Origin of the sequence: Frateuria sp. YIM B11624, assembly GCF_049727805.1 — a bacterium.
Lineage (GTDB): Bacteria > Pseudomonadota > Gammaproteobacteria > Xanthomonadales > Rhodanobacteraceae > Frateuria_A.
Genome location: NZ_JBCNYA010000043.1, coordinates 1 through 22,120, shown reverse-complemented (window position 1 = coordinate 22,120; position 22,120 = coordinate 1). Strand labels below are relative to the sequence as shown.

At 69.1% G+C, this 22,120-nt stretch carries 24 protein-coding genes; 10 read left to right on the top strand and 14 right to left on the bottom strand.

Going from position 1 to position 22,120, the window contains the following annotated elements:
* Window positions 1-143: 143 nt before the first annotated feature.
* The 3 genes from AAIL17_RS16920 to AAIL17_RS16910 form a co-directional block, all read right to left on the bottom strand.
* Complete coding sequence (locus AAIL17_RS16920) at window positions 144-464, bottom strand: H-NS family nucleoid-associated regulatory protein (protein ID WP_424684022.1); 321 nt, start codon at window positions 462-464, stop codon at window positions 144-146.
* Between the two features lie 225 nt (window positions 465-689).
* Window positions 690-2,387, bottom strand: a complete 1,698-nt coding sequence (locus AAIL17_RS16915) for a proline--tRNA ligase (RefSeq protein WP_424684021.1) — start codon at window positions 2,385-2,387, stop codon at window positions 690-692.
* A 70-nt stretch (window positions 2,388-2,457) separates the two neighbouring features.
* Window positions 2,458-2,883, bottom strand: coding sequence for a DUF4124 domain-containing protein (locus tag AAIL17_RS16910; protein WP_424684020.1), 426 nt, complete (start codon window positions 2,881-2,883; stop codon window positions 2,458-2,460).
* Window positions 2,884-3,006: 123 nt separating this feature from the next.
* On the opposite strand from AAIL17_RS16910, the gene pssA reads away from it, so the two are divergent.
* The 3 genes from pssA to rimI are packed head-to-tail and all read left to right on the top strand — an operon-like array spanning window position 3,007 to window position 4,735.
* A complete protein-coding gene (gene pssA, locus AAIL17_RS16905) occupies window positions 3,007-3,789 on the top strand; it encodes a CDP-diacylglycerol--serine O-phosphatidyltransferase (RefSeq protein WP_424684019.1) in 783 nt (260 codons plus the stop codon).
* Complete coding sequence (locus AAIL17_RS16900; protein ID WP_424684018.1) at window positions 3,786-4,277, top strand: hypothetical protein; 492 nt, start codon at window positions 3,786-3,788, stop codon at window positions 4,275-4,277. Before pssA ends, AAIL17_RS16900 begins: the two co-directional genes overlap by 4 nt.
* Window positions 4,277-4,735 carry a ribosomal protein S18-alanine N-acetyltransferase gene (gene rimI / locus AAIL17_RS16895; protein WP_424684017.1) on the top strand — a complete coding sequence of 153 codons (459 nt, stop codon included), beginning with the start codon at window positions 4,277-4,279 and terminating at the stop codon, window positions 4,733-4,735. Before AAIL17_RS16900 ends, rimI begins: the two co-directional genes overlap by 1 nt.
* 63 nt (window positions 4,736-4,798) lie before the next feature.
* Here the strand turns inward: rimI and AAIL17_RS16890 are convergent, their stop codons facing one another.
* From AAIL17_RS16890 to AAIL17_RS16860, 7 genes are all read right to left on the bottom strand, one after another.
* Window positions 4,799-7,627, bottom strand: coding sequence for a valine--tRNA ligase (locus AAIL17_RS16890; protein ID WP_424684016.1), 2,829 nt, complete (start codon window positions 7,625-7,627; stop codon window positions 4,799-4,801).
* Window positions 7,628-7,791: 164 nt separating this feature from the next.
* Window positions 7,792-8,442: a DUF4328 domain-containing protein gene (locus AAIL17_RS16885; RefSeq protein ID WP_424684015.1), complete on the bottom strand. Its 651-nt coding sequence runs from the start codon at window positions 8,440-8,442 to the stop codon at window positions 7,792-7,794.
* Between the two features lie 222 nt (window positions 8,443-8,664).
* A complete protein-coding gene (locus tag AAIL17_RS16880) occupies window positions 8,665-9,015 on the bottom strand; it encodes a DUF3147 family protein (RefSeq protein WP_424684014.1) in 351 nt (116 codons plus the stop codon).
* The gene (gene hemE / locus AAIL17_RS16875; protein WP_424684013.1) at window positions 9,015-10,088 is read right to left on the bottom strand and encodes a uroporphyrinogen decarboxylase; all 1,074 of its coding nucleotides are present in this window, start codon (window positions 10,086-10,088) and stop codon (window positions 9,015-9,017) included. The genes AAIL17_RS16880 and hemE overlap by 1 nt, the downstream gene beginning before the upstream one ends.
* A 1-nt stretch (window position 10,089) precedes the next feature.
* Window positions 10,090-10,350 (bottom strand): WGR domain-containing protein, encoded by a 261-nt coding sequence (locus AAIL17_RS16870; protein ID WP_091340633.1) that lies wholly within the window; start codon window positions 10,348-10,350, stop codon window positions 10,090-10,092.
* 173 nt (window positions 10,351-10,523) lie between these two features.
* A complete protein-coding gene (gene aroB, locus AAIL17_RS16865; RefSeq protein ID WP_424684012.1) occupies window positions 10,524-11,645 on the bottom strand; it encodes a 3-dehydroquinate synthase in 1,122 nt (373 codons plus the stop codon).
* Window positions 11,642-12,181 carry a shikimate kinase gene (locus tag AAIL17_RS16860; RefSeq protein ID WP_424684011.1) on the bottom strand — a complete coding sequence of 180 codons (540 nt, stop codon included), beginning with the start codon at window positions 12,179-12,181 and terminating at the stop codon, window positions 11,642-11,644. Before AAIL17_RS16860 ends, aroB begins: the two co-directional genes overlap by 4 nt.
* A 6-nt stretch (window positions 12,182-12,187) precedes the next feature.
* On the opposite strand from AAIL17_RS16860, the gene AAIL17_RS16855 reads away from it, so the two are divergent.
* Window positions 12,188-13,033: an NAD-dependent epimerase/dehydratase family protein gene (locus AAIL17_RS16855; protein ID WP_424684010.1), complete on the top strand. Its 846-nt coding sequence runs from the start codon at window positions 12,188-12,190 to the stop codon at window positions 13,031-13,033.
* Window positions 13,034-13,204: 171 nt separating this feature from the next.
* Here the strand turns inward: AAIL17_RS16855 and AAIL17_RS16850 are convergent, their stop codons facing one another.
* Window positions 13,205-14,035 carry a kinase gene (locus AAIL17_RS16850; protein ID WP_424684009.1) on the bottom strand — a complete coding sequence of 277 codons (831 nt, stop codon included), beginning with the start codon at window positions 14,033-14,035 and terminating at the stop codon, window positions 13,205-13,207.
* A 39-nt stretch (window positions 14,036-14,074) separates the two neighbouring features.
* Between AAIL17_RS16850 and pdxH the strand changes: the two genes are divergently transcribed.
* From pdxH to AAIL17_RS16835, 3 genes are read left to right on the top strand one after another with little or no spacing between them, the layout of a single operon-like run.
* The gene (gene pdxH / locus AAIL17_RS16845; protein WP_424684008.1) at window positions 14,075-14,662 is read left to right on the top strand and encodes a pyridoxamine 5'-phosphate oxidase; all 588 of its coding nucleotides are present in this window, start codon (window positions 14,075-14,077) and stop codon (window positions 14,660-14,662) included.
* Entirely contained in the window at window positions 14,659-15,099 is a 441-nt protein-coding gene (locus AAIL17_RS16840; RefSeq protein WP_424684007.1) for a secondary thiamine-phosphate synthase enzyme YjbQ, read from the top strand. Before pdxH ends, AAIL17_RS16840 begins: the two co-directional genes overlap by 4 nt.
* A complete protein-coding gene (locus AAIL17_RS16835; protein ID WP_424684006.1) occupies window positions 15,099-15,896 on the top strand; it encodes an ABC transporter substrate-binding protein in 798 nt (265 codons plus the stop codon). Before AAIL17_RS16840 ends, AAIL17_RS16835 begins: the two co-directional genes overlap by 1 nt.
* A gap of 43 nt (window positions 15,897-15,939) precedes the next feature.
* Here AAIL17_RS16835 and AAIL17_RS16830 read toward each other — a convergent pair whose 3' ends face one another.
* The 3 genes from AAIL17_RS16830 to AAIL17_RS16820 all read right to left on the bottom strand — a co-directional run bounded on the left by AAIL17_RS16830 (window position 15,940) and on the right by AAIL17_RS16820 (window position 19,610).
* Window positions 15,940-16,515: a YggT family protein gene (locus AAIL17_RS16830; RefSeq protein ID WP_424684005.1), complete on the bottom strand. Its 576-nt coding sequence runs from the start codon at window positions 16,513-16,515 to the stop codon at window positions 15,940-15,942.
* Entirely contained in the window at window positions 16,512-17,345 is an 834-nt protein-coding gene (proC, locus tag AAIL17_RS16825) for a pyrroline-5-carboxylate reductase (RefSeq protein WP_424684004.1), read from the bottom strand. The genes AAIL17_RS16830 and proC overlap by 4 nt, the downstream gene beginning before the upstream one ends.
* A gap of 321 nt (window positions 17,346-17,666) precedes the next feature.
* Complete coding sequence (locus tag AAIL17_RS16820; protein ID WP_424684003.1) at window positions 17,667-19,610, bottom strand: winged helix-turn-helix domain-containing tetratricopeptide repeat protein; 1,944 nt, start codon at window positions 19,608-19,610, stop codon at window positions 17,667-17,669.
* A 186-nt stretch (window positions 19,611-19,796) separates the two neighbouring features.
* Here AAIL17_RS16820 and AAIL17_RS16815 point away from each other — a divergent pair, with 186 nt between their 5' ends.
* From AAIL17_RS16815 to AAIL17_RS16805, 3 genes are all read left to right on the top strand, one after another.
* Window positions 19,797-20,123: a hypothetical protein gene (locus AAIL17_RS16815; protein WP_424684002.1), complete on the top strand. Its 327-nt coding sequence runs from the start codon at window positions 19,797-19,799 to the stop codon at window positions 20,121-20,123.
* Window positions 20,124-20,168: 45 nt separating this feature from the next.
* The gene (locus AAIL17_RS16810; RefSeq protein ID WP_424684001.1) at window positions 20,169-21,131 is read left to right on the top strand and encodes a hypothetical protein; all 963 of its coding nucleotides are present in this window, start codon (window positions 20,169-20,171) and stop codon (window positions 21,129-21,131) included.
* 419 nt (window positions 21,132-21,550) lie between these two features.
* Window positions 21,551-22,120 (top strand): type IV pilus twitching motility protein PilT (locus AAIL17_RS16805; protein WP_424684000.1); only part of this gene is annotated, 570 nt, incomplete at its 3' end.

Here is a 22,120-nt window from a genome sequence, read left to right as displayed (position 1 = left end):
TTCTTTCCCCCTCTCCTCTGCGGGGAGAGGGCCCGGGTGAGGGGCCGGGATTCGTCGGGAAATCGGCTTTTCGCTTTACGTCCACCCAGGCAAAAAAACACCGGCACGAGGCCGGTGTTTTCCGTTTCATGGCAGCGGCCGGATCAGATCGCCAGATCCTTTTCCTTCTTGCCGGCCTTCAGCGCATCGTTGAACCAGCGCGGACGCTTGCCGCGGCCGGACCAGGTCTGTTCGGGGTTGGCCGGGTTGCGATACTTCGGCGCCACCGTGCCGGTGCTGCGGCGGGCCTTGCGGGTGCCTCCGAAAACGTCCTCCATGGCGAAGCCTTCGGCCTTGACCATGGCGTGGATCTTCTCGCGCAGCTTGGCGACCTTCTCCTTGCGCAGCTCGTTCTGGCGCGTCTGCGCCTTGCTGATCAGTTCATTGAGCTGGTTGTGATTGAGGTTCTTGATGTCGACTGCCATGCGTGGGCTCCCGGATAAGTCTTTCGATTATGTGTGTCGCCTCTCGTCACTGAGAGCGGTGCTTCCGTTTCGGGAAGTATTCTCGCCCAGTGGCGGGTGCAATTGCAAAAGGCCGATTATCCCGCGGCGACCGAATAATGCGATCCACCGCATAAACCAGCCAGGCCCGATTGCCAAACTGGGCTGCACAGTAATTACGTGCAACGACCAATTCGCGACTTACTTTCACGCCAGCAGCGTGAACAATTCGTCCTCGGTAATGGCGCGGTTTTCAGTTTCGCCGCGACGGCGGTATTCGAGCGTGCCGCCTGCCAGGCCCCGCTCGCTTACCACCACGCGATGCGGAATGCCGATCAATTCTAGATCGGCAAACATCTGGCCGGGCCGCAGGCCGCGATCGTCCAGTACCGTTTCGATGCCGTGGTTTTCCAGCTTGCGGTAAAGCGCCTCGGCAGCGTCGCGTACCTCGGGCAGGTTCTTTGGATTGATGATGCACACGGCCACGCGCCAGGGCGCCATCGCTTCGGGCCAGATAATCCCGGCCTCGTCGTGGGACTGTTCGATCGCGGCCGCCACGATGCGGCTGACGCCGACGCCGTAGCAGCCCATCATCATCACCTGCGCCTTGCCCTGGTCGTCGAGCACCGTCGCACCCAGCGCTTCGGCGTATTTGGGCCCGAGCTGGAAAATGTGTCCCACCTCGATGCCGCGGGCGATGCGCAGCGTGCCGTGGCCATCGGGCGAAGGATCGCCCTCGACCACCTGGCGGATGTCCTCCACGCGGGTGATGCGTGCATCGCGTTCCCAGTTGGCGCCGCTGTAATGGGTGCGGTCGGCGTTGCCGCCGCAGACGAAATCGGCAAGCACCGCGGCACTACGGTCGACGATCACCGGGATGCCGTCAGGCAGACCGACCGGACCGATGAAGCCGGGCCGCGTACCGGTGGCGGCAAGGATCTCTTCTTCCGAAGCCAGCACCGAGGCGTCGGGCAGTTCGGCCAGCTTGCCGGCCTTCACTTCGTTGATCTCGTGGTCGCCGCGCAGGCACAGCGCAACCAGTCCATCGCGCCCGCGCACCAGCAGCGTCTTGACGCATTGCTGCGGCGATACGCCGAGAAAGGCGCTGACCTCTGCGATGGTTTTCTGCGTGGGCGTATCCACGCGCTTCAGCGGCGCCTGCGGAGCGGGCCGGCCGCCCGTCGGCGCCAGCGCTTCGGCCTTTTCGATATTGGCTGCGTAATCGGAACCGTCGGAAAACGCGATCGCGTCCTCGCCCGAATCGGCCAGCACCTGGAATTCATGGCTGGCATTGCCGCCGATGGCGCCGGTGTCTGCCTGCACGGCGCGGAATGTCAGTCCCAGCCGGTCGAAAATGCGCGAGTACGCCTGGTACATCGCCTCGTAGGTTTCGTTGAGCGACTCGGGCGACAGGTGGAAGGAATAGGCGTCCTTCATCAGGAATTCGCGCGCGCGCATCACGCCGAAGCGCGGCCGGATCTCGTCGCGGAACTTGGTCTGGATCTGGTAGAAGTTGATCGGCAGCTGCTTGTAGCTTTTCAGCTCGTTGCGGGCGAAGTCGGTAATGACTTCCTCGTGGGTCGGGCCGAAGACGAATTCCTGTTCCTTGCGGTCGCGGATCTTCAGCAATTCGCTGCCGAACTTGTCCCAGCGGCCGGTTTCCTTCCACAACTCTTTCGGCTGCACCGCGGGCATCAGCATTTCCATCGCGCCGGCGCGATCCATTTCCTCGCGCACCACGTTTTCCACCTTGCGCAGCACGCGCAGGCCCAGCGGCGACCAGGTGTACAGGCCGGATGCGAGCTTGCGGATCATGCCGGCGCGCAGCATCAGCCGATGGCTGGTGAGTTCGGCGTCGGCGGGGACTTCCTTGACGGTGGCCAGGTGGAATTGGCTGAGGCGCATGGCGGTAATCCGGGGGGCAAAGAGGCCGATTATACGTTGGCCACCACCGGCTTACGCGCCGTGCAGGGGCCTATTGGCTGCAGAACTGCTTGTATTGCTGTTCGGCCAGCGCGGTCTGCTGGCTGCGCTGGGTCTCGTCCAGCGGGACGGACTTGCCGCCTTCTTCCAGCGTCACGTTGTCCTGGCCCTTGAGCAGGTCCAGGTTGGCTTTCAGTGAGCTGCACAGCTTGGCGCGGTTTTCCGGCGTATTGGGCATCCCGCCGGTGTTGGCGGAGGCCGGCGTTGCCGTGGTCGCGGCCGGGGCGGTCGCCTTGGCCGGAGTCGACGCCGCCGGCTGTTCCATGCCGTTGGTGTCGATGCGCTTGTACTGCGTGCCCTGCGGCGGCGGGGTCTCGGAGTAGTGCACGGTGCCGTGGGAGTCGGTCCATTTGTACACCTGCGCGGCGACCGCCGGTGCGAGCAGCAGCAACACGAGGGCGAGGGGCAGGCGGCGCATGGGATTCTCCTGGGGCGTGAGGCCCCGGCACTAGTTAACACTCCGCACGGCCGGACTCAAGCATGGGACGGCCGTTGACGGACGATGGTTTACACTCTCGCGCATTCCGTCACGGATCGTTGCATGAGCGAGCACCCGCCAGTCCGCACGCCCCGCCACCGGGGCATCTACCTGCTGCCGAACCTGTTCACCACGGCGGCCATGTTCGCCGGCTACTACGCCATCGTGGCGAGCATCGGCGGACGTTTCACCGAGGCGGCGATCGCCGTGTTCGTGGCCGCCGTGCTGGACGGCATGGACGGCCGCGTGGCGCGCCTGACCGGCACGCAGAGCGAGTTCGGCGTGCAGTACGACTCGTTGTCGGACCTGGTCAGCTTCGGCCTGGCGCCGTCGCTGGTGATGTACAACTGGTCGCTGTCCTCGCTGCGCGACTTCGGGCCGGTGTGGGGCAAGATCGGCTGGGCCGCGGCCTTCCTCTACGCCGCCTGCGCGGCGCTGCGCCTGGCCCGCTTCAACACCCAGGTCGGGGTGATCGACAAGCGTTATTTCCAGGGCCTGGCCAGTCCGGCGGCGGCGGCCGTGTGCATGTCGTTCGTGTGGACCATGGAGAAGTTCCAGGTACCCGGCACCGAACTGTGCTTCGTCACCCTGGTCATCGCGGTGGTGGTGGGCCTGCTGATGGTCAGCCGCTTCCGTTACTACAGCTTCAAGTCGTTGCCGATGGGCGAGCGCGACCGCGTGCCGTTCCTGTGGGTGTTGGTGGCCGTGCTGGTGCTGGTGCCGTTCCTGATCGATCCGCCGCGGGTGCTGTTCGTGGTGTTCACGCTGTACCTGCTGTCCGGGCCGGTGGTGACGCTCTGGGGCCGCGCCGCGCACCGTCGCCGGATCCGTCGCGCCAAGCCATGAGTGCGGCGCCGGCCAGCCGCGGGAATCCTTCGCGGCGCACGCGGATGCTGCAGGCGCTCGGCGTCACGCCGTGGGTCCGCCGCGCGAACGTGGCCGCGACGGAGCATCCGGTCGAATCGGCGCCGGCAGCGGTCGTTCCGGCAGCGTCCTGCGTGGTGGTGCTGCCGGAAGGCTGTGCCGCGCGTGAGCTGGACCTGCTCGGCCGCGCGCTGGTCGCGTACGGCCCCGAGCTGGCGCGCGCCGGCCGCATCCTGGTCAAGGATGGACGCCCAGGCGGCGCCGTGCCGCCGGTGCGCGCCTACCTGGTGTTCGGCCAGGCGCAGGCGCACGCGCTGGGGCGCGAACTGCCCGCGGCGGTGATGAACCAGGCGCAGATCGTGCTGGCCGACGAGCCGCAGCAGGTGCTCGCCAGTGGTGCCGCCAAGCGCGGGCTGTGGACTGCGCTGCGCCAGTTGCGGCGTGCGTTGGCGGTGCCCGGGGGCGCGTGATGGTCGCGGTGGCCCGCCCTCGCGTCGAGATCCGCGCGATGCGCCGGGAGGACCTGCCCGCGGTCGCCGCGCTCGAGACCGCCTCCTACGACTTTCCCTGGTCGGCCGGCATCTTCGGCGATTGCCTGAAGGCCGGGCATCCGTGCTGGGTACTGTGCAGCGACGGCGAGGTCGCCGGCTACGGCATCCTCTCGGTCGCCGCCGGCGAGGCGCACGTGCTCAACCTCTGTATCGGCCCCGACTGGCGCGGCCGCGGCCTGGGCCGGCATCTGCTCGGCCGCCTGCTCGACGTGGCGCGCTGGAGCGGTGCCGAGCGTGTGTTCCTCGAGGTGCGCCCGTCGAACCCTGTGGCGCAGCAGTTGTACGCCTCGGTCGGCTTCAAGGAGATCGGCCGCCGCCCGCGTTACTACCCGGCCAAGGGCGGACGCGAGGACGCGATCGTGATGGCGCTCGACTGATTTGCTCTCTCCCGGCGGGAGAGGGCAGAGGGCTCGCTGGAAACCGGGCGAGCCCGCCTGGAATCAGCCCAGCTTCCGCGCCTGTTCCCGCAACGCTTCCAACTGCGTGCCCCAGTCGACGATGCGCTGGCGTTCCTGCGCCACCACCTCCGTCGGCGCGTTGGCCACGAAGTTGGCATTGCCCAGCTTGCCTTCGCACTTCCGGATCTCGCCCTCGATGCGCGCGATCTCCTTGGCCAGGCGCACCTTCTCGGCGGAAAGGTCGATCAACCCGGCCAGCGGGATCAGCACGCGCAGGCTGCCGACCACCGCCGCGGCCGCGGCCGGCTCCTCCGCACCGGGCTCGATCCACTGTGCCGGTTCCGTGCGCGCGAGGAAGGCGATCTGCGCCGCGAACTTGGCCGCGCGTGTGCGATCGGCGGCGTCGCCGTCTGCGAGCAGCAAGGGGATGGTCTTGCCGGGCGCGATGTTCATCTCCGAGCGGATGCGCCGGATGCCCGAGAGCACCGCCTTGACCCACTCGATTTCGGCGCTCGCCGCCTCGTCGGTCGTCCGCTCGCCGGCCTTCGGCCATGGCCGTTCCATGATGTCCTGCGCCTGGATGCCCAGCCGCGGCGCCACCGCCTGCCAGATCTCCTCGGTGATGAACGGAACGATCGGGTGCAGTGCGCGCAGCACGGTTTCCAGCACCACCAGCAGGGTGTGGCGGGCGGAGGCCGCGGCGGCCGCATCCTCGCCATTCAACGCCGGCTTGGACAGCTCCAGGAACCAGTCGCAGTACTCGTTCCACACGAACTCGTAGAGCGCCTGCGCGAGCAGGTCGAAGCGGTAGGTGGCGAAGTGCTCCTCGACCTCGGTCAGCGTCTGCCCGAGGCGCGTGAGGATCCATCGCTCCGCCTCGGTCGCTGGCGCACCAGCGGGTGCGTCGACCGGGCCCTCGGGCAGGTTCATCAGCACGAACCGCGCCGCGTTCCACAGCTTGTTGCAGAACGCCTTGTAGCCCTCGGCGCGCTTGATGTCGAAGTTGATTGTCCTGCTGTAGCTGGCCAGCGCGGCGAAGGTGAAGCGCAGCGCGTCGGTGCCGATCGCGGGAATGCCTTGCGGGTAGTCCTTGCGGATGCGCTTCTCGACTTTCTCGCGCACCTGCGGGATCAGCAGCGAGCGGGTGGATTTCTCCACCAGCGGCTCGAGGTCGATACCATCGATGAGGTCCAGCGGGTCCAGCGTGTTGCCCTTGGACTTGGACATCTTCTGGCCCTCGGCGTCGCGCACGATGGCGTTGATGTAGACCTCGCGGAAGGGCACCTGCTTGGTGAAATAGAGGGTCGCCATCACCATGCGCGCGACCCAGAAGAAGATGATGTCGAAGCCGGTGACCAGTACCGCGCTGGGCAGGAACAGCTTGTCCTGTTCCCAGTTGGCGACCACTTCGCCGCGCTCGTTCTTCACCGGTCCCTGCATCGGCCAGCCCAGCGTGGAGAAGGGCCACAACGCGGAGGAGAACCAGGTGTCGAGCACGTCCTCGTCCTGGCGCAAGGCGCCGACCGGCGCGGTGGCGGCGTGCCGGCGCGCGTCCTGCTCGTCCTCGCCGACGAAGATGTTGCCCGCCTCGTCGTACCACGCCGGAATGCGGTGGCCCCACCAGAGCTGACGGCTGATGCACCAGTCCTGGATGTTGTCCAGCCACTGCGTATAGGTGGTGGTCCAGTTCTCCGGCACGAAGCGGATCGCGCCCGAACGTACGGCCTCCAGTGCCGGCTCGGTGATCGCGGTGCGACCGCCGGGACGGCCGTCGGCCAGCACCTCGGAAGTGAGGTCGACGAACCACTGGTCGGTCAGCATCGGCTCGATTACCGCATCGGAGCGCTGGCTCACCGGCACCTGCAGCTTGTGCGGCTTGGTCTCGACCAGCAGGCCGGCATCTTCCAGGTCGGCCAGCACCGCCTTGCGCGCCTCGTAGCGGTCCAGCCCGCGGTACTTCGCCGGTGCGTTGTCGTTGACCTTTGCGTCCAGCGTGAAGATGTTGATCGGCTCGAGCCTGTGGCGCTGGCCGATCGCGTAGTCGTTGAAGTCGTGCGCCGGGGTGATCTTCACGCAGCCGGTGCCGAACTCGCGGTCGACGTAGTCGTCGGCGATCACCGGGATCTCGCGGCCGGTCAGCGGCAGGCGCAGCATCGAGCCGACCAGGTGCGCATAGCGCTCGTCTTCGGGATGCACCGCCACCGCCACGTCCCCGAGCATGGTTTCCGGACGCGTGGTGGCGACCACCACCGAGCCCGCGCCGTCGGCGGTCATGTAGCGGATCGACCACATGTGGCCGTCGCGCTCGACGTTGTTGACCTCAAGATCCGACACCGCCGTGCCCAGCGCCGGATCCCAGTTCACCAGCCGGTTGCCGCGGTAGATCAGGCCGTCGCGATACCACTGCACGAACACCTTGCGCACCGCGGCCGAGAGACCCTCGTCCATGGTGAAGCGCTCGCGCGACCAGTCGGCGGCCACGCCCAGACGGCGCATCTGGTTGGTGATGGTCGAGCCGGACTCCTCCTTCCATTGCCACACGCGCTCGACGAACGGCTCGCGGCCGAGGTCGTGGCGGCTCTTGCCCTCGGCAGCCAGCTGGTTCTCGACGATCTTCTGCGTCGCGATGCCGGCGTGGTCGGTGCCCACCTGCCACAGCGTGTTCATGCCGCGCATGCGCTGGTAGCGGATCAGCATGTCCATCACCGTCTGCTGGAACGCGTGGCCCATGTGCAGCGTGCCGGTCACGTTCGGCGGCGGCAGCAGGATGCAGTAGGGCTCGCCCTTGCCCGAAGGCCGGAACGCCCTGCGGTCTTCCCAGTGGGCGTACCACTTCGATTCGATCTGGCCGGGCTCGAAACTCTTTTCCATCGGAGGCTCGCGATGGCGCGCCGTGCGGCGCGCGCGTCATGGAAGGTAAGCCTGCGATTGTACGGGGCGCGCGTGATCGCCCCAAGCCGTATCCGGCGCAGGCAGCCGAAAGCCCCGTCTCGTGCGGGCCGGGGCCAGGTTCGGCCGCGTCGTGGACGGACCGGCTAGGCGACGAAGGCGTCGGCCAGCGAGGGCGTGCGCGCGGCGGGCGCCGCCTGCTGGCGCTCGTGCTCTTCGACCTGCATGCGGCCAATGCGCGAAACGACGAGCAGGAACAGCGCAGCGGCCGCCAGGTTCAACGCCTGCCCGCAGAGCAGCAGCATCTGCTGGGTGTGCAGCCCTTCGAAGGTGTGCTCCGGCCGCAGGTACTGCGTGACGAACCAGTAGGACAGGTTGCCGGCGATCCAAAAGCCCCACCAGACGCCCAGCAGCCGCGGCGTACCGAGCTTCTGCCAGCGCGCCGGCGCCTGGGAGGCCAGCCAGACCTGGGTCATCGCCCGCATCGGCCGCACCAGGTTCATGACCGGCACCGCATACCAGCCCACCGCCCAGCCGGGCGAGTCGTCCAGGCCCTTGGCGCCGAGCGCGCGGACGTTGCACGCCACCCGGTAGATCCAGCAGCCGGCCCAGATGTAGCAGGCCAGCATCAGCACCAGTTGCAGGCGGAACAGGTTCAGTTGCAGCCAGCCGGCCCCCGCCAGCTTGTCCTGCAATGCCGTGGTGATCCCGCTGTCGATGCCCTGCTGGAGCAGTTGCAGCCCGTAGGCCATCACGCCAAGTACCGCCAGCGTGAGCAGGACGAAGGCCGCGACCACGCCGCGGACCCCATTGCCGAGTGAGGTTGGAGACCGGAAGACGAATGGCCTGGATTGGGCCGCCGCTGCGCTCGGGACCGAGCCTGGCGTGCTGAAAGAATTGACTCGCGACATAACGGCACCCCCATGCCTTTTTGCCGACCGGCCAGTCGCCGGCGGCCCCACTATGCGCTTGGGGTATGGACAGGGCAAGCGTGGCGTGCTAGCCGGCAATCGGGGACGCTAGAGCAGCTCGATCCCGAAGCGCCGCACCGCGAGCGCGAACAGCCCGAAGCACGCCACCGTGATGACCGCGCAGGCGAGCAGCGTGAGCCAGAAACCCAGCCGCGGCAGCAGCGCCGGGAAGACCAGGAACATCGGCAGGGTCGGCAGCACGTACCAGAACGTGTACCAGGCGTGGTTGGCGATCTTCTGCTGCGGCTGGTGCTCGACGTAGAGCCAGATGAGCGCCAGCAGGGTGACCATCGGCAGCGCGCCGAGCAGGCCGCCCAGCCGGTCGCTGCGCTTGGCCGCCTCGGACACCAGCACCACCACGGCGGCGGTGACCAGGTACTTGGTGATCAGCCAGCCCATCAGCGGCCTGCGCGCAGGGTGCGGCCGTAGGCGTGCACCTCGTCGACCAGCACCTTGACGTGTTCGGGCTCGACTTCCGGAGTGATGCCGTGGCCCAGGTTGAAGATGTGCCCGGGGTGGTTGCCGTAGCTGTCCAGCACGGCGCGGGCCTCGCGGCGGATGACCTCGGGGCTGGCGCGCAGCACGGTCGGATCGAGATTGCCTTGCAGGGCGACCTTGCCGGCGACCGCGCGGCGGGCGTCGCCCAGGTCGATGGTCCAGTCCACGCCGAGCGCGGAGCAGCCCGAATCGGCCATCTCGGCCAGGTGCAGGCCGGCGCCCTTGGAGAACAGCGTCACCGGCAGCTCACGCGCGTGAGGGTCGGCCTTGAGCGCGGCGACCACCTCGCGCATGTAGCGCAGCGAAAACTCGCGGAAGGGCGTAGGCCCGAGCAGGCCGCCCCAGGTGTCGAACACCATCAGCGCCTGCGCGCCGGCGGCGGCCTGGGCGCAGAGGTAGGCGGCGACCGCGCGGGCCAGGGTGCCGAGCAACTGGTGGGCGAGCGATGGCTCGTTCCAGCACATCGCCTTGAGCGTGGCGAAGTCGCGCGAGCCGTGGCCCTCGACCATGTAGCAGGCCAGCGTCCACGGGCTGCCGGAAAAACCGATCAGTGGCACGCGGCCGTCGAGCTCGCGGCGGATCAATCGCAGGGCGTCCATCACGTAGCGCAGTTCGCCGTCCATGTCCGGCACGGCCAACCGCGCGATGTCGGCCGCGCCGCGCACGGGGCGTGCGAACTGCGGGCCCTCGCCCGGCGCGAAGGACAGGCCCAGCCCCATCGCGTCGGGAATGGTGAGGATGTCGGAGAACAGGATCGCCGCGTCCAGCTCGAAGCGTTCCAGCGGCTGCAGGGTCACCTCGCAGGCGAACTCGGGGTTCTGCGCCAGGCCCATGATGCTGCCGGCGCGCTCGCGCGTGGCGCGGTATTCGGGCAGGTAGCGGCCGGCCTGGCGCATCACCCAGATCGGCGTGGTGTCGGTGGGTTCCCGGCGCAGCGCGCGCAGGAAACGGTCGTTCTTGAGTGCGGCGGTCATGTCATCGTCCGTGCGGGCCGTCCAGGCCCTGGGCGAACATCACGCGGAAGCCACGCTTCAGCTGCGCGTCGCGCGCCTTCTCGAACGCCGCGATGGCTGCATCGCGCTCGAGGAACTGCTCGCGCTTGAGCGTGGCCTTGCCGCCCTGCGTGCCGCTTTCGCGGTACAGCGTCCAGCCGCCGAGCAGATCCTGCTCGAGCACGATCTGCACGTAGCGCGGCGCCTCGGCCGAGGCGGGCATGGTTTGCAGGTAGAGGCGCATGGTGTCCGTGATGGTGCGGCGAGGAGCGCCGCAAGCGCGACATTCTAGAAGGCCGCGGCGAGGCTGGCGAGCGCGCATGTTGCCGCGCCGTGGCCAGGGTTCCGCGCCATACGCGTAGGGTGGGCTTCAGCCCGCCGTCCCGTTGCGGGAATCCCGGTGGGCTGAAGCCCACCCTACGCGGGATGCGAGGCTGCGGCCGAGGCCTCGCGCAGCACGGCCAGCACCGCGGCCTCGTCGGCGCCGCCGACGATCTGGGCGCGGCCGATGCCGCGCCACAGGATCAGCCGCAGCGTGCCGGCCGTGTTCTTCTTGTCCAGCCGCATCAGGGCGAGCAACTGCTCCGGATCGGAGCCTGTCGGCATGCTCACCGGCAAGCCAAGGCGGGCGAGCAGGTGCTGCAGGCGGGCGGAGTCGGGCGCTCCGCTCATGCCCAGCCGTTCGGACAGCCGCGCGGCAAGCAGCATGCCGATCGCCACCGCTTCGCCGTGCAGCAGGGTCGTGTAGCGGCCTGCGGTTTCCAGCGCGTGCCCGAACGTGTGTCCCAGGTTGAGCAGCGCGCGTTCGCCCTGCTCGGTTTCGTCGCGGGCCACGACGCCGGCCTTGTAGCGCACCTTGCGCGCGATCGCCTCGATGACCTTGGCGGTGTCGCGGGCAGCCAGGGCGTCGGCATGCGTTTCGAGCCAGGCGAAGAAGTCCGCGTCGCCGATCGCCGCGCCCTTGACCACCTCGGCCAGCCCAGCGCAGTACTCGCGCTCGGGCAGGGTGGCCAGGGTGTCGATGTCGGCGACCACCGCGCGCGGCTGGTGGAAGGCGCCGACCAGGTTCTTGCCGGCCGGCAGGTTCACGCCGGTCTTGCCGCCGACCGAGGAATCGACCATCGCCAGCAGCGTGGTCGGCATCTGGATGAAGTCGATGCCGCGCATCCAGCAGGCGGCGGCAAAACCGGCCAGATCGCCGACCACGCCGCCGCCGAGCGCGATCACGCAGGCGTCGCGGGTGGCGCCCAGCGTGGCGAGCGCGTCCAGCGCGCGGCCGACGTTCGCGAAACTCTTGTGTGCCTCGCCGTCGTCCAGCAGGAAGCTCGACCACTGCAGTCCGTCCAGACCCTGCGCCAGCCGTTCCAGGTAGAGCGGCGCCACGGTGGTGTTGCTCACCACCAGCGCATGGCGACCGCGCAGGCGCGCGCGCCAGCGTGCGCTGTCGTGCAACAGGCCGCGGCCGATCCATACCGGGTAGCGGCGTTCGCCGAGGGCGACCTCGATCGTCTGGACGTCCGTTTCGATGATGCCGTTCATGCTGCCTGTTGCCGTTGCCAGTGCTGGTCGAGCAGGGCGAGGCAGCGCTCGCTCGCCGTCGCCACGCCTTCATGCTCGCCGGGCATGCGCAGGTCGGCGATCTCGCGGTAGAGCGGTGCGCGCACCTGCGCCATCGACTCGAGCTTGCCGCGCCGGTCCTCGCCGGCGAGCAGGGGGCGCTTGGTGTCGCGCGCCAGGCGCTCGAGCTGTTGGTCCACGGTGGTGTCCAGCCACAGCACGAAGCCGCGCTCGGCCAGGTGCCGGCGGTTGTCCGGATCGAGCACGGCGCCGGCGCCGGTGGCCAGCAGCACGCCCGCACGCGCGCTCAGCGCGTCGAGCAGCGCGCTCTCGCGCTGGCGGAAGCCGGCCTCGCCCTCGATCTCGAACACGCATCGCACGTCCACGCCGCAGTGGCGCTCGATCTCCTGGTCGAGATCCATAAACGGCAGGCCATAATGCGCGGCGAGGCGTCGACCGATCGACGTCTTGCCGGCACCGGTCGGGCCGATCAGGAACAGGTTGCACGAGGGGTTCATGCGCGCATGCTAGCAACCACGGGCGAACGCGTCTTGCTGGCCGGCTGCGGCGACGTCGGGCTGCGCGTGGCGCGCCTGTTGCGTGCGCAGGGGCATGAAGTGTTCGCGCTCAGGCGGCGGCCGCCGGCGGCGTGCGACGGCGGCATCCGGTGGCTGGCCGGCGACCTGGCTTCGCCCGCGACGATGGACGGCCTGCCTGCAGGCATCACCCGGCTGGTCTACCTGCCGGCGCCGGATGCGCGCGACCAGGCGACGTACGAGGCGGTGTTCCTCGGCGGCCTGCGCGCGATGCTCGGCGCGCTCGATCGCACCGTGCTGCGACGAGTGCTGTTGGTTTCCTCCAGCGCGGTCTACGGCGACCACGCCGGCGGCTGGGTGGACGAGGACACGCCGGCCCGGCCGCCGGGTTTCAACGGCCGCGTGTTGCTGGAAGCGGAGCGCTGGCTGGCGGACCGGCCAGTGCGATCCACAGTGTTGCGGCTGGCTGGCCTGTACGGGCCCGGACGGCTGCAACTGGTCGATCGCCTGCGGGCCGGATTGGCAGCGGTGCCGCGGGCGCAGGTGCATTGGGCCAACCGCATCCACGTGGACGACGCCGCGGCAGCGATCGCGCATCTGTTGCTGTTGCCTGGTGCCGGGCCGCTTTACCTGGGCGTGGATGACACGCCGCTGCCGCTGGATGTCCTGTACGACCATTTGGCCGGATGGGTGGGCGCACCGCGTCCGCCGGAGGGACCGCCGCCGGCCGGTGTGGGCAGCAAGAGGCTCAGCAACGCGCGGCTGCGGGCGAGCGGGTTCGCGCCGCGCTGGCCGGATGCGCGGCTGGGGTATGCGGCGCTGCTGGGGGACTGACGCTTGAGTGGGGGCTGAGGCTTGTCTTCCTCGCCCCTCCGGGGAGAGGACCGAGGTGAGGGGCCGGGGCTCGCGGGAAAGACAGCAAAAGCCGCCGTTTTTGCGTGGTTTGCCGCAAGAGTTGCCCCTCACCCCAGCCCTCTCCCCGGATGGGGAGAGGGAGCAGAAATGTCAGGCGTGGGCCAGGCCGGTCACATGCCGGTTGTCGTCGTACTCGACCACGCTGTCGGCCAGCACAGGCAGGGTCGCCAGGGCGTGGCGGCTGAGGCGTTCGAAGTGGGCGAGGAAACGCACCATCGCCTCGGCGTCCATCGCCAGCGGCGCGTGCCGCGCCAGCAGGTTTTCCTCCTGCTCGCCACGCCAGCGGCGCACCACGTCCCAGTTCGGCGCCTGCAGCACGATCAAGGCATCGAGCTTGCGCCACAGCGGCTGGTAGGCGCGCAACTGCTTGTTGACCCAGTGGCGCCAGCGGCAATCCGGGTCCTCGTCGCGCTCGAGGGCGTTCACCGGCGTTTCGAGCGCCGCCTGCAGCTGCGGACGCAAGCCCAGCGCCCAGCCCTCGAGGATCACCAGCTTCGGCGGGCGCGCCACCTTCGGCCAGCGCGAGGGCGGGATGCGGGTGTCGCGGCCCTTGTCGAAGCGCGGCCAGGTCACCGGCAGCTTCTCCGACGCATGCGGCAGCGCCGCCAGCACCGAGAGCAGCAACTCGATCTCGTGGGTGCCCGGCACGCCGCGCGTGCGCAGCAGCGGATGCACCTCGCGCGACAGCACTTCACGCTCGCTGCGCGGGTAATAGAAGTCGTCCAGCGCGAGCACGTCGGTGGGCCAGCCGCGAGCCTCGGCCTCGGCCTTCATCACCCGCGCGAGCGTGCTCTTGCCGCTGCCCTGCAGGCCCGAAAGGCCCAGGATGTAGGGGCGGCGTGAACGCGCGATGCGCCCGGCGTAGTGGTCGAGCAGATGGCCGGCGAGGGCGACGTTCTGCGTGCTAGCATCGTTGGTCATCCGCGCATGATGGCGCGGCGCCGCCACGATGCAAGAGTCATGCTCAAACGCGAGATCCTGGACACCTTCCTCGGCCTGCTGGACGAGGCCACTTCCGGCGGCGATCCCGAACCCACGGCGATGAACCTGGCCACCGCCGACGCGGCCGGCCGGGTGAGCTCGCGCATCGTGCTGCTCAAGGGCGCCGACGAGCGCGGCTTCCGCTTCCACACCAACTACGAGAGCGATAAGGGCGTGCAGCTCGAGGCGCACCCGCAGGTGGCGCTGTGCTTCCACTGGAAGCACCTGCGCCAGGGCGTGCAGGTGCGCGTGGAAGGCGTGGCGCGCAAGCTGCTGGCGGAAGAGTCGGACGCCTACTTCGCCAGCCGCGCCCGCGGCAGCCAGATCGGCGCCTGGGCCTCGCTGCAGTCGCAGACGCTGCCGGACCGGGAGGCTTTCGAGCAACGCTACGAACGCTGCGAAAAGGAGTTCGAGGGACGCGACGTGCCCCGTCCGCCGCACTGGGGCGGCTTCGTGGTGGAGCCGGACATGGTCGAGTTCTGGTACGGCGCGCAGTTCCGCCTGCACGACCGCGTGCGCTGGAGCCGCCACGGCCAGACCTGGACCAGCCGGCTGCTCTATCCATGAGCCATGCCCAGCCCGCGCCGCACGTCGCCCAGGGCGGCCTCGTGGTGCACACGCGCGGGCGCGGCTTCAGCGAGATCACCGACAAGGTGGCCGAGGCGATCGCCGCCAGCCACGTGCAGACGGGCATCGCCCACGTTTTCACCCTGCACACCAGTTGCTCGCTGCTGGTCGGTGAGAACGCCGACCCGAGCGTGCGCGCGGACCTGGAACGCTGGTTCGCCCGCGCCGTGCCCGACGGCGACCCGCTGTTCGAGCACGATGCCGAGGGCCCGGACGACATGCCCGCCCACGTGCGCTCGATCCTCACCGGCGTCAGCCTCACCGTGCCGGTGCACGGCGGCAAGCCGCAGCTCGGCACCTGGCAGGGCATCTACCTCTGGGAGCACCGCCACGACCCGCACCAGCGCAAGGTCGTGGTGACCGTGCTGGGTCATTGATGGACGCTTTCCCCCAGCGCATCGTCTGCCTCACCGAGGAGCCGACCGAGGTGCTTTACGCGTTGGGCGAGGAGCACCGCATCGTCGGCATTTCCGGTTTCACCGTGCGGCCGCCGCGGGCGCGCAGGGAGAAGCCGAAGGTGTCCGCGTTCACCAGCGCGAAGATCGGCGAAATCCTCAAGCTCGAGCCGGACCTGGCGATCGGCTTTTCCGACATCCAGGCCGACATCGCGCGCGAACTGATCAAGGCCGGGGTGGAGGTGTGGATCAGCAACCACCGCAGCGTGAATGGCATCCTCGCCTATATCCGGCGGCTGGGCGCGATGGTCGGCGCGCACGACAAGGCCGAAGCGTATGCAAGGCGCGCCGAAGCGCACATTGCGGAGATACGCGCCGCGGCGGCGCGATTGCCCCGGCGGCCGAAGGTGTACTTCGAGGAATGGGACGAGCCGATCATCACCGGCATCCGCTGGGTGGCCGAGTTGATCGGCATCGCCGGCGGCGAGGACGCCTTCCCCGAACTGGCGCGCGAGCCGCTGGCGAAGCAGCGCATCCTGGCCGATGGCGACGAGGTCGTGCGCCGGGCGCCGGACATCATCCTCGGCTCGTGGTGCGGCAAGCGCTTCCGGCCGGAGCGGGTGGCGGCGCGTCCCGGCTGGGAGGCGATCCCGGCCGTGCGCGACGGCGAACTGCACGAGGTGAAGTCGCCGATCATCCTGCAGCCGGGACCGGCGGCGTTGTTCGACGGGCTGGCCGAACTGCACCGGATCATCGTCGCCTGGGCCCGTCGCGCCTGAAGTCCTGCGCGAGCTCCAGGCCTGGGGACGAAGTCCGCGTGCCCTAGAACCCGCGCGCCAGTTGCGTGCCCCAGTCGAACAGCGGCGCGGCGATGAGGATGCGCGCGAGCAGCAGGATGATCATCACCACGGCCGGCGAGAAGTCGAGCATGCCCACCACCAGTTTGCCGCGCAGCGGGCGCAGCAGCGGATCGACGATGGCTTCGACCAGGCCCATCACCGGGTGGTACGGGCTCACCTGGAACATGCTCAGCAGCGACCAGCCGAACACCAGCACCAGATAGAACAGCAGCACGAAGTCGAGCAGGTCGGCCAGCGCCAGCACCAGCAGGCCGGCCACGTGCGGCATCGTGCCGACCAGCGCGAACAGCACCAGCCGCTTGACCAGCATCACCAGGTAGCAGACCAGCAGTGCGGCCAGGTTGATCCGCCGCCAGTTCGGCAGCACGCGGCGCACCGGCGCCAGCACCGGGTTGGTGTAGCGGTAGACGAACTGGCTGACCGGATTGCGGAAATCGGCGCGTCCGGCTTCGGCCAGCAAACGCAGGACGAACAGCGTGGCCAGCACGTCGAAGGCGATTTCCAGCAGCAGGGAAAGCGCGTTGAGCAGGTAGATCACGGGCGTGGCTCCTTGGCATCCAGTTCGGCGGCCAGCTCGGCGCCGCGGCGGGTGGCGGCGGCGACGGCGTGGGCGGCGATGTGCGCCAGGCCATCGGCGGCAAAGCTTTCCAGTGCGGCCTGGGTGGTGCCGTTGGGCGAGGTGACGCGCCGGCGCAGTTCGCCCGGCGCCTCGGCGCTCTCGGCCAGCATGCGTCCGGCGCCGAGGCAGGTCTGGGCGGCCAGCGCACGCGCGGTCTCGCGCGGCAGGCCCTGCGCCACGGCGGCATCCTCCAGCGCTTCGACCAGCGCGAAGAAGTACGCCGGGCCGGAGCCGGACAGCGCGGTGACCGTGTCCATCAGCGCTTCGTCGTCGATCCAGCGGGTCAGGCCCACCGCATCGAGGATGTGCTGCGCCTGCGCCTTCTGCGGCGGGCTCACCCGCGCGTTGGCGCACAGGCCGGTGGCGCCGGCGCCGATCAGCGCGGGCGTGTTGGGCATGCAGCGCACGATGGCCAGGTGCGTGCCGAACCAGCGCTCGAGCTGGTCCAGGCGCACGCCCGCGGCAATGGAAATCAACATCGGCCGCTGGCGCTGCAGCACGTCGCGCAGCTCGGCCTGCAGGGCCGGCATGACCTGCGGCTTGACCGCCAGCAGCAGGATGTCGGCGTCCTCGGCGGCCAGCCGGTTTTCGGCGAAGGTGGCCACGCCGAATTCGCGTCCCAGTGCCTCGCGCGCCTGCGCCTGCGGCTCGGCTACGCGGATCGACGAGGCCGCCGCGCCGGTCTTGAGCAGGCCGCCGATCAGGCTGCGCGCCATGTTGCCGCCGCCGATGAAGGCAAGTCGTGTCATGCCGTTTCCTGTGCAATGGCGTGGGGCCGATACCTTAACCGAAGCGCCGTCGGCGGATGGGCCTGCGGCGCCTGACGCGGGGTTCGCGGTGAGGTACGGGTGGCGGGTGCGTGCGCGAATATCCCGTTCGCAGAAGCGCATCCGATGCGCGGCCCCGGGTCCTGCGGGATCGCAGCACAACTGCACCGTGCAGGAAAACTTACCCCAGCGGCACACCACGGTCGTGCAACGGGAAGGCGCCCAGGGTGCGACTCGACGTGCCCGGGCGTGTGGCCCGGCCCGGGAGCGACCGGCACAGGCGCTGCCGGAGATGGATCGACCTCAGAGCCGACGCGTGCTGCCCGCGGCGCGGATCTGGTCGATGCTCAACGCCTCGCTTTCGCCCGGCGGCGGCAGGCCGGTCTTCCGGCAAAACGCAATCAGGCGTGGATCGTCGCGCAGGCGCAGGATGAGCGGGTCGACCAGCATGAAAAAGATGTCGTGGGCCGGAGCGCGCTCCAGCCAGTCCACGGTCTTGTCCGCGTCGCCGCGCAGCGCATAAGCCTGCGCGATGGCGTAGGGGGCGGTCTTCGCCGGGCCCTCGTCGTCGAGCGCCTTCGCCAGTGCTGCATCCGCTGCCGCGCGATCCGGAGAGATCTGCATGGCGATCGCCAGGTACACGTCGCGCCATGGTGCGGACTGGTTGCGGGCGATCTCGCGCGCGGTCTCCACGTCGCCGCGCGCGATGGCGATGTACATCTGCTGGCTCCCTGGGTGCGATCCCGGTCGCGACAGGCCTTCGGCGATGCGCAGGTATTTCGTTGCCTTGTCCAGCCGACCGGCCGCCGCCAGCAACTTCGCGTATTGGTAATGGTTGACGGCGTACAGCGGCTCGATCGAAAGCAGGCGCTCCCGCAGCCGGATCGCCTCGCCCAGTTTTCCGATGCCGCCCAGCACGTAGCCGCAACCGTTGAGCACCGTGCCATCAGCCGGCGCCAGCTGCACGGCGCGGCGGCACTCGGCAAGGGCGCCGCGGTGGTCGAAACCGTAGAACTGCAGGTAGGCACGCGCGGCGTGTGCCGGGCCCAGCCCGGGTGCCAGTCGAAGCGCGTTGTCCGCCGCCACACGCGACTGGCGCATGTGCTCGCGGGCCACCGCGGGGGCTTCGTTCGAGAACGCGGCAACGGTGCTCCATGCTCCCGACAGGTGCGCCCATGCCACCGCATAGGCCGGGTCGAGCTGCACGGCCTGGGTCATATGCCCGGCGGCCTGGGGGAAATCCTCGTCGTGCCAGTACTTCAGGCCCTGCAGGTAGGCGTTGTAGGCCTCGATGCTGCCGCCGGGCGGGCGATCGCCCGGCTGCGTGGCTGCCTCGGGCGACAGCAGCTTCACCTGCAACGCACCGGCAACGGCCTGGGCGATCTCGTCCTGCAGGGCGAACAGGTTCCGGTAGGGGCGGTCGTAGTGCTCGGCCCACAGCGCGCTGCCGTCGGCGGCCCTGACCAGCGATGCGTTGATGCGCACCACGTCGCCGGCGCGCTGCACGCTGCCGGTGAGCAGGTAGGACACGCCCAGCTTGCGGCCGATGGTCGCGCTGTCGTCCTTGCTGTCGCGGAACTGGAAGGCCGAGGTGCGACCGATCACCTTCAACCCCTCGAAGCGGGACAGCGCATCGATCAGGTTTTCCGACAGACCATCGGAGAAGTACAGCTGCTGAGCATCGTTGCCGGCATTGACCAGGGGCAGTACGGCGATGCTGCGCTCCGTCGCCGGCCCGGGCGTGGCCGCCGGATGCGGCCACCATAGCCAGCCGGAGAAGGCGAGCACGGCCAGCAGCGGCAGCAGCCACGGCAGGGCGCGCGGCATGCTGCGCCGGTCGCTGGCGTGCTGGCGCGCGGCGTGGCGTGGCACCGGCGGCGTTTCCGGCGCGGATCCCTGCGTTGCCTGCGACGGCTCGCCGGGGGCGATGGCCGGAAGGTCGAAGCGGTATCCCACGCCATGCACGGTATGCAGGTAGCGCGCGGCTTGGGCGTCCTCTCCGAGTGCATGCCGCAGCAGGGTCATCACCCGGTTCAGCACCCCGGGGGTGATGTTGCGATGGCCCCACACGGCATCGAGGATCTCGTCGCGGGTGAAGACCCGGCCAGGCGTGCCGGCGAGCAGCGCCAGCACGGCGAATGCCTTGGGCTCCAGCGGTTGTTCGATGCCGTCGCGCAACAGCCGCCGGCCCGCGAAGTCGATCGCGGATTCGCCGAAGGCGAGCGGGGCGGGCGTTGACGGGGTCATGACGTCCTGGGGCGGGCGACGCACTCGAGTGGACGAAAACCTTGTGCGGCAGGCCGCCCCAATGTTTTCCCAAGGAATCCAAGCAAAGTCCAGCGGTTTCCGAACAGCGGCCTCAAGACCCGCGGCGCCCCGTCGCCCCAGCCTTGAACGTACCGGCTGTGCCGGCACGCGGGCAGGGAGATCGCCATGAACCACCGCATCCGCTTCACCGCCGGCATGTTCGCGGCCTGCGCCATGTCGGCCTTCGCCCGGCAAAGCGCCGCGGCGCAGCCGTTGGTGCAGGCCACCGGGTTCGTCGTCGATTGCGCATCCCCCCGCCTGCCGGCCCAGCGCGAGGTCGGCGAATGGACCGGCCTGCACAACTTCGGCCAGGTCTACGCCGCACGCGAACGGCTGATGGCCGACATCGGTCGCGCCTGCCGGCGGCGGGGCGCCGGTCGCGTGCAGGTCACGGTGCACCCGCCTGCACAAGGCGAGCCCGGCACCGGGGCCTTCGCCCAGCAACCCCACTGAGAAGCCTCTTCTCCGCTGTCATCCACGCCACGCAAGGAGATGCACATGAACCGCAAGTACCAGCAATGCGCACTGGCCATCGCCGTGATCCTGTCCGCCAACACCTACGCCAAGGATTACGGCGGGTGGCGCAACGCCAAGCTCGCACCCGGAATCAACACCGCGGCCGCCGAGGGCTGTCCGATCGAATCGCCGAACGGACGCAACCTGTATTTCATGTCCACCCGCAACGGCGGCCTGGATAACTGGCGCGCCACCTGGAATCCCGTGATGCGCCGCTGGGACCACGTCACCAACCTCGGTGCGCCGGCGAATTCGCCCACCGCCGCCGACTACTGCCCCACGCCCCTGCCCGGCAAGTGGCTGCTGTTCGTCAGCTCGCGGCAGAACTCCGAGGACTGCGCCGGCTGCAAGGCGATGCCGCCGCCGCCATCCGGCAGCCCGCCGGCCGGCGACATCTTCCTGACCCGCGAAAACCCCGCGCACGGCTGGGGCACGCCGGTGGATCTGGGCGGCTATGCGGACGGCGGCCCGAATACCAAGGGTTCGGAATACAGCCCGTCGGTCGTGGAGACCGCCGAAGGCACCTTCCTGTATTTCTCCAGCGACGGCTATCCGGACAGCAAGAGCCATGACATCTACGTCAGCCGCCAGCGCCCCGACGGTACCTTCGGGCCGGGCGTAAAGGTGGCCGAGCTGAGTACCGATGCCGCCGACCTGATGCCCAACGTGCGCCGGGACGGGCTGGAAATCGTGTTCAGCAGCAACCGGGCCAGCGCCGATCCGCGCAACCAGGACATCTGGTATGCCACGCGCCCGAGTACCGCCGCACTGTGGACGGTGCGCGGTCCGATCGAGAATCCCACCGTCAACACGCCGGACGGAGCGGAGACCCGCGCCACGCTCTCTGCCGACGGCACACGGCTGTACTTCGGGCGCAAGCACTTCGCCCAGGTGCCGGCCGATCCGGGCGACGTGTACGTCAGCACGCGAATCCGCGGGCACTGAGTCTTTACAAGGAGAAAGCCACGCCCGGATCCGGGTGGTTGGACCAGGATCCCCATTCGGGCGTGGCCAGTTCCACTGCTTCCCTGGTCTTCCAGGTGCCCGCGGGTGAATCAACCCGGCCTTGTCCAGCCCGTTGGGGTCCCGGCCGGGGGGGCGGGATCGGAGACTTCCGTCGAGCGATCTTCCCTCCGGGAGTTCGGGGCGCATCGCCACGGGCGCGCATCGCAGTTTCGCCGGCTGGCGGTCGCCACCACTGGCCGCGCGGCGGTTGGCGCGAGTAGTATCGGCTCGCTGCCAAGGGGGATGTCGGATGGCCGGCTCAAAGACGACAGGGTGGGCGCGATGGCGCCATGCCCCGGCGAATCCCTGCGCAGTGCCGCTTTTTCCATCCTGACGAATGTTGCAAGGGGAAACGCCCGATGGATATCGCCGAACTGCTGGCCTTCTCGGTGAAGAACAAGGCCTCGGACCTTCACCTGTCCGCCGGCCTGCCGCCGATGATCCGCGTGGACGGCGACGTGCGCCGCATCAACATCCCGCCGCTGGAGCACAAGCAGGTCCATTCGCTGATCTACGACATCATGTCGGACAAGCAGCGGCGTGACTACGAAGAGTTCTTCGAGACCGACTTCTCCTTCGAGATTCCCGGCCTGGCGCGCTTCCGCGTCAACGCGTTCAACCAGAACCGCGGTGCCGGCGCGGTGTTCCGTACGATTCCCTCCGAGGTGCTGACGCTGGAAGACCTCGGCGCGCCGCGCATCTTCCGCGAGCTGATCGAGCAGCCGCAGGGCCTGATCCTGGTCACCGGCCCGACCGGCTCGGGCAAGTCGACCACGCTGGCGGCGATGGTCGACCACATCAACAAGAACGAATACGGCCACATGCTCACGGTCGAGGATCCGATCGAGTTCGTGCACACCTCGCAGAAGTGCCTGGTCAACCAGCGCGAGGTGCACCGTGACACGCACGGCTTCAACGAGGCGCTGCGC

What these genes read in the sequence shown, in the direction of transcription:
- AAIL17_RS16920 (WP_424684022.1), bottom strand. Translation starts at nt 464, where the DNA reads ATGGCAGTCGACATCAAGAACCTCAATCACAACCAGCTCAATGAACTG.
- AAIL17_RS16915 (WP_424684021.1), bottom strand. Translation starts at nt 2,387, where the DNA reads ATGCGCCTCAGCCAATTCCACCTGGCCACCGTCAAGGAAGTCCCCGCC.
- AAIL17_RS16910 (WP_424684020.1), bottom strand. Translation starts at nt 2,883, where the DNA reads ATGCGCCGCCTGCCCCTCGCCCTCGTGTTGCTGCTGCTCGCACCGGCG.
- pssA (WP_424684019.1), top strand. Translation starts at nt 3,007, where the DNA reads ATGAGCGAGCACCCGCCAGTCCGCACGCCCCGCCACCGGGGCATCTAC.
- AAIL17_RS16900 (WP_424684018.1), top strand. Translation starts at nt 3,786, where the DNA reads ATGAGTGCGGCGCCGGCCAGCCGCGGGAATCCTTCGCGGCGCACGCGG.
- rimI (WP_424684017.1), top strand. Translation starts at nt 4,277, where the DNA reads ATGGTCGCGGTGGCCCGCCCTCGCGTCGAGATCCGCGCGATGCGCCGG.
- AAIL17_RS16890 (WP_424684016.1), bottom strand. Translation starts at nt 7,627, where the DNA reads ATGGAAAAGAGTTTCGAGCCCGGCCAGATCGAATCGAAGTGGTACGCC.
- AAIL17_RS16880 (WP_424684014.1), bottom strand. Translation starts at nt 9,015, where the DNA reads ATGGGCTGGCTGATCACCAAGTACCTGGTCACCGCCGCCGTGGTGGTG.
- hemE (WP_424684013.1), bottom strand. Translation starts at nt 10,088, where the DNA reads ATGACCGCCGCACTCAAGAACGACCGTTTCCTGCGCGCGCTGCGCCGG.
- AAIL17_RS16870 (WP_091340633.1), bottom strand. Translation starts at nt 10,350, where the DNA reads ATGCGCCTCTACCTGCAAACCATGCCCGCCTCGGCCGAGGCGCCGCGC.
- aroB (WP_424684012.1), bottom strand. Translation starts at nt 11,645, where the DNA reads ATGAACGGCATCATCGAAACGGACGTCCAGACGATCGAGGTCGCCCTC.
- AAIL17_RS16860 (WP_424684011.1), bottom strand. Translation starts at nt 12,181, where the DNA reads ATGAACCCCTCGTGCAACCTGTTCCTGATCGGCCCGACCGGTGCCGGC.
- AAIL17_RS16855 (WP_424684010.1), top strand. Translation starts at nt 12,188, where the DNA reads ATGCTAGCAACCACGGGCGAACGCGTCTTGCTGGCCGGCTGCGGCGAC.
- AAIL17_RS16850 (WP_424684009.1), bottom strand. Translation starts at nt 14,035, where the DNA reads ATGACCAACGATGCTAGCACGCAGAACGTCGCCCTCGCCGGCCATCTG.
- pdxH (WP_424684008.1), top strand. Translation starts at nt 14,075, where the DNA reads ATGCTCAAACGCGAGATCCTGGACACCTTCCTCGGCCTGCTGGACGAG.
- AAIL17_RS16840 (WP_424684007.1), top strand. Translation starts at nt 14,659, where the DNA reads ATGAGCCATGCCCAGCCCGCGCCGCACGTCGCCCAGGGCGGCCTCGTG.
- AAIL17_RS16835 (WP_424684006.1), top strand. Translation starts at nt 15,099, where the DNA reads ATGGACGCTTTCCCCCAGCGCATCGTCTGCCTCACCGAGGAGCCGACC.
- proC (WP_424684004.1), bottom strand. Translation starts at nt 17,345, where the DNA reads ATGACACGACTTGCCTTCATCGGCGGCGGCAACATGGCGCGCAGCCTG.
- AAIL17_RS16820 (WP_424684003.1), bottom strand. Translation starts at nt 19,610, where the DNA reads ATGACCCCGTCAACGCCCGCCCCGCTCGCCTTCGGCGAATCCGCGATC.
- AAIL17_RS16815 (WP_424684002.1), top strand. Translation starts at nt 19,797, where the DNA reads ATGAACCACCGCATCCGCTTCACCGCCGGCATGTTCGCGGCCTGCGCC.
- AAIL17_RS16810 (WP_424684001.1), top strand. Translation starts at nt 20,169, where the DNA reads ATGAACCGCAAGTACCAGCAATGCGCACTGGCCATCGCCGTGATCCTG.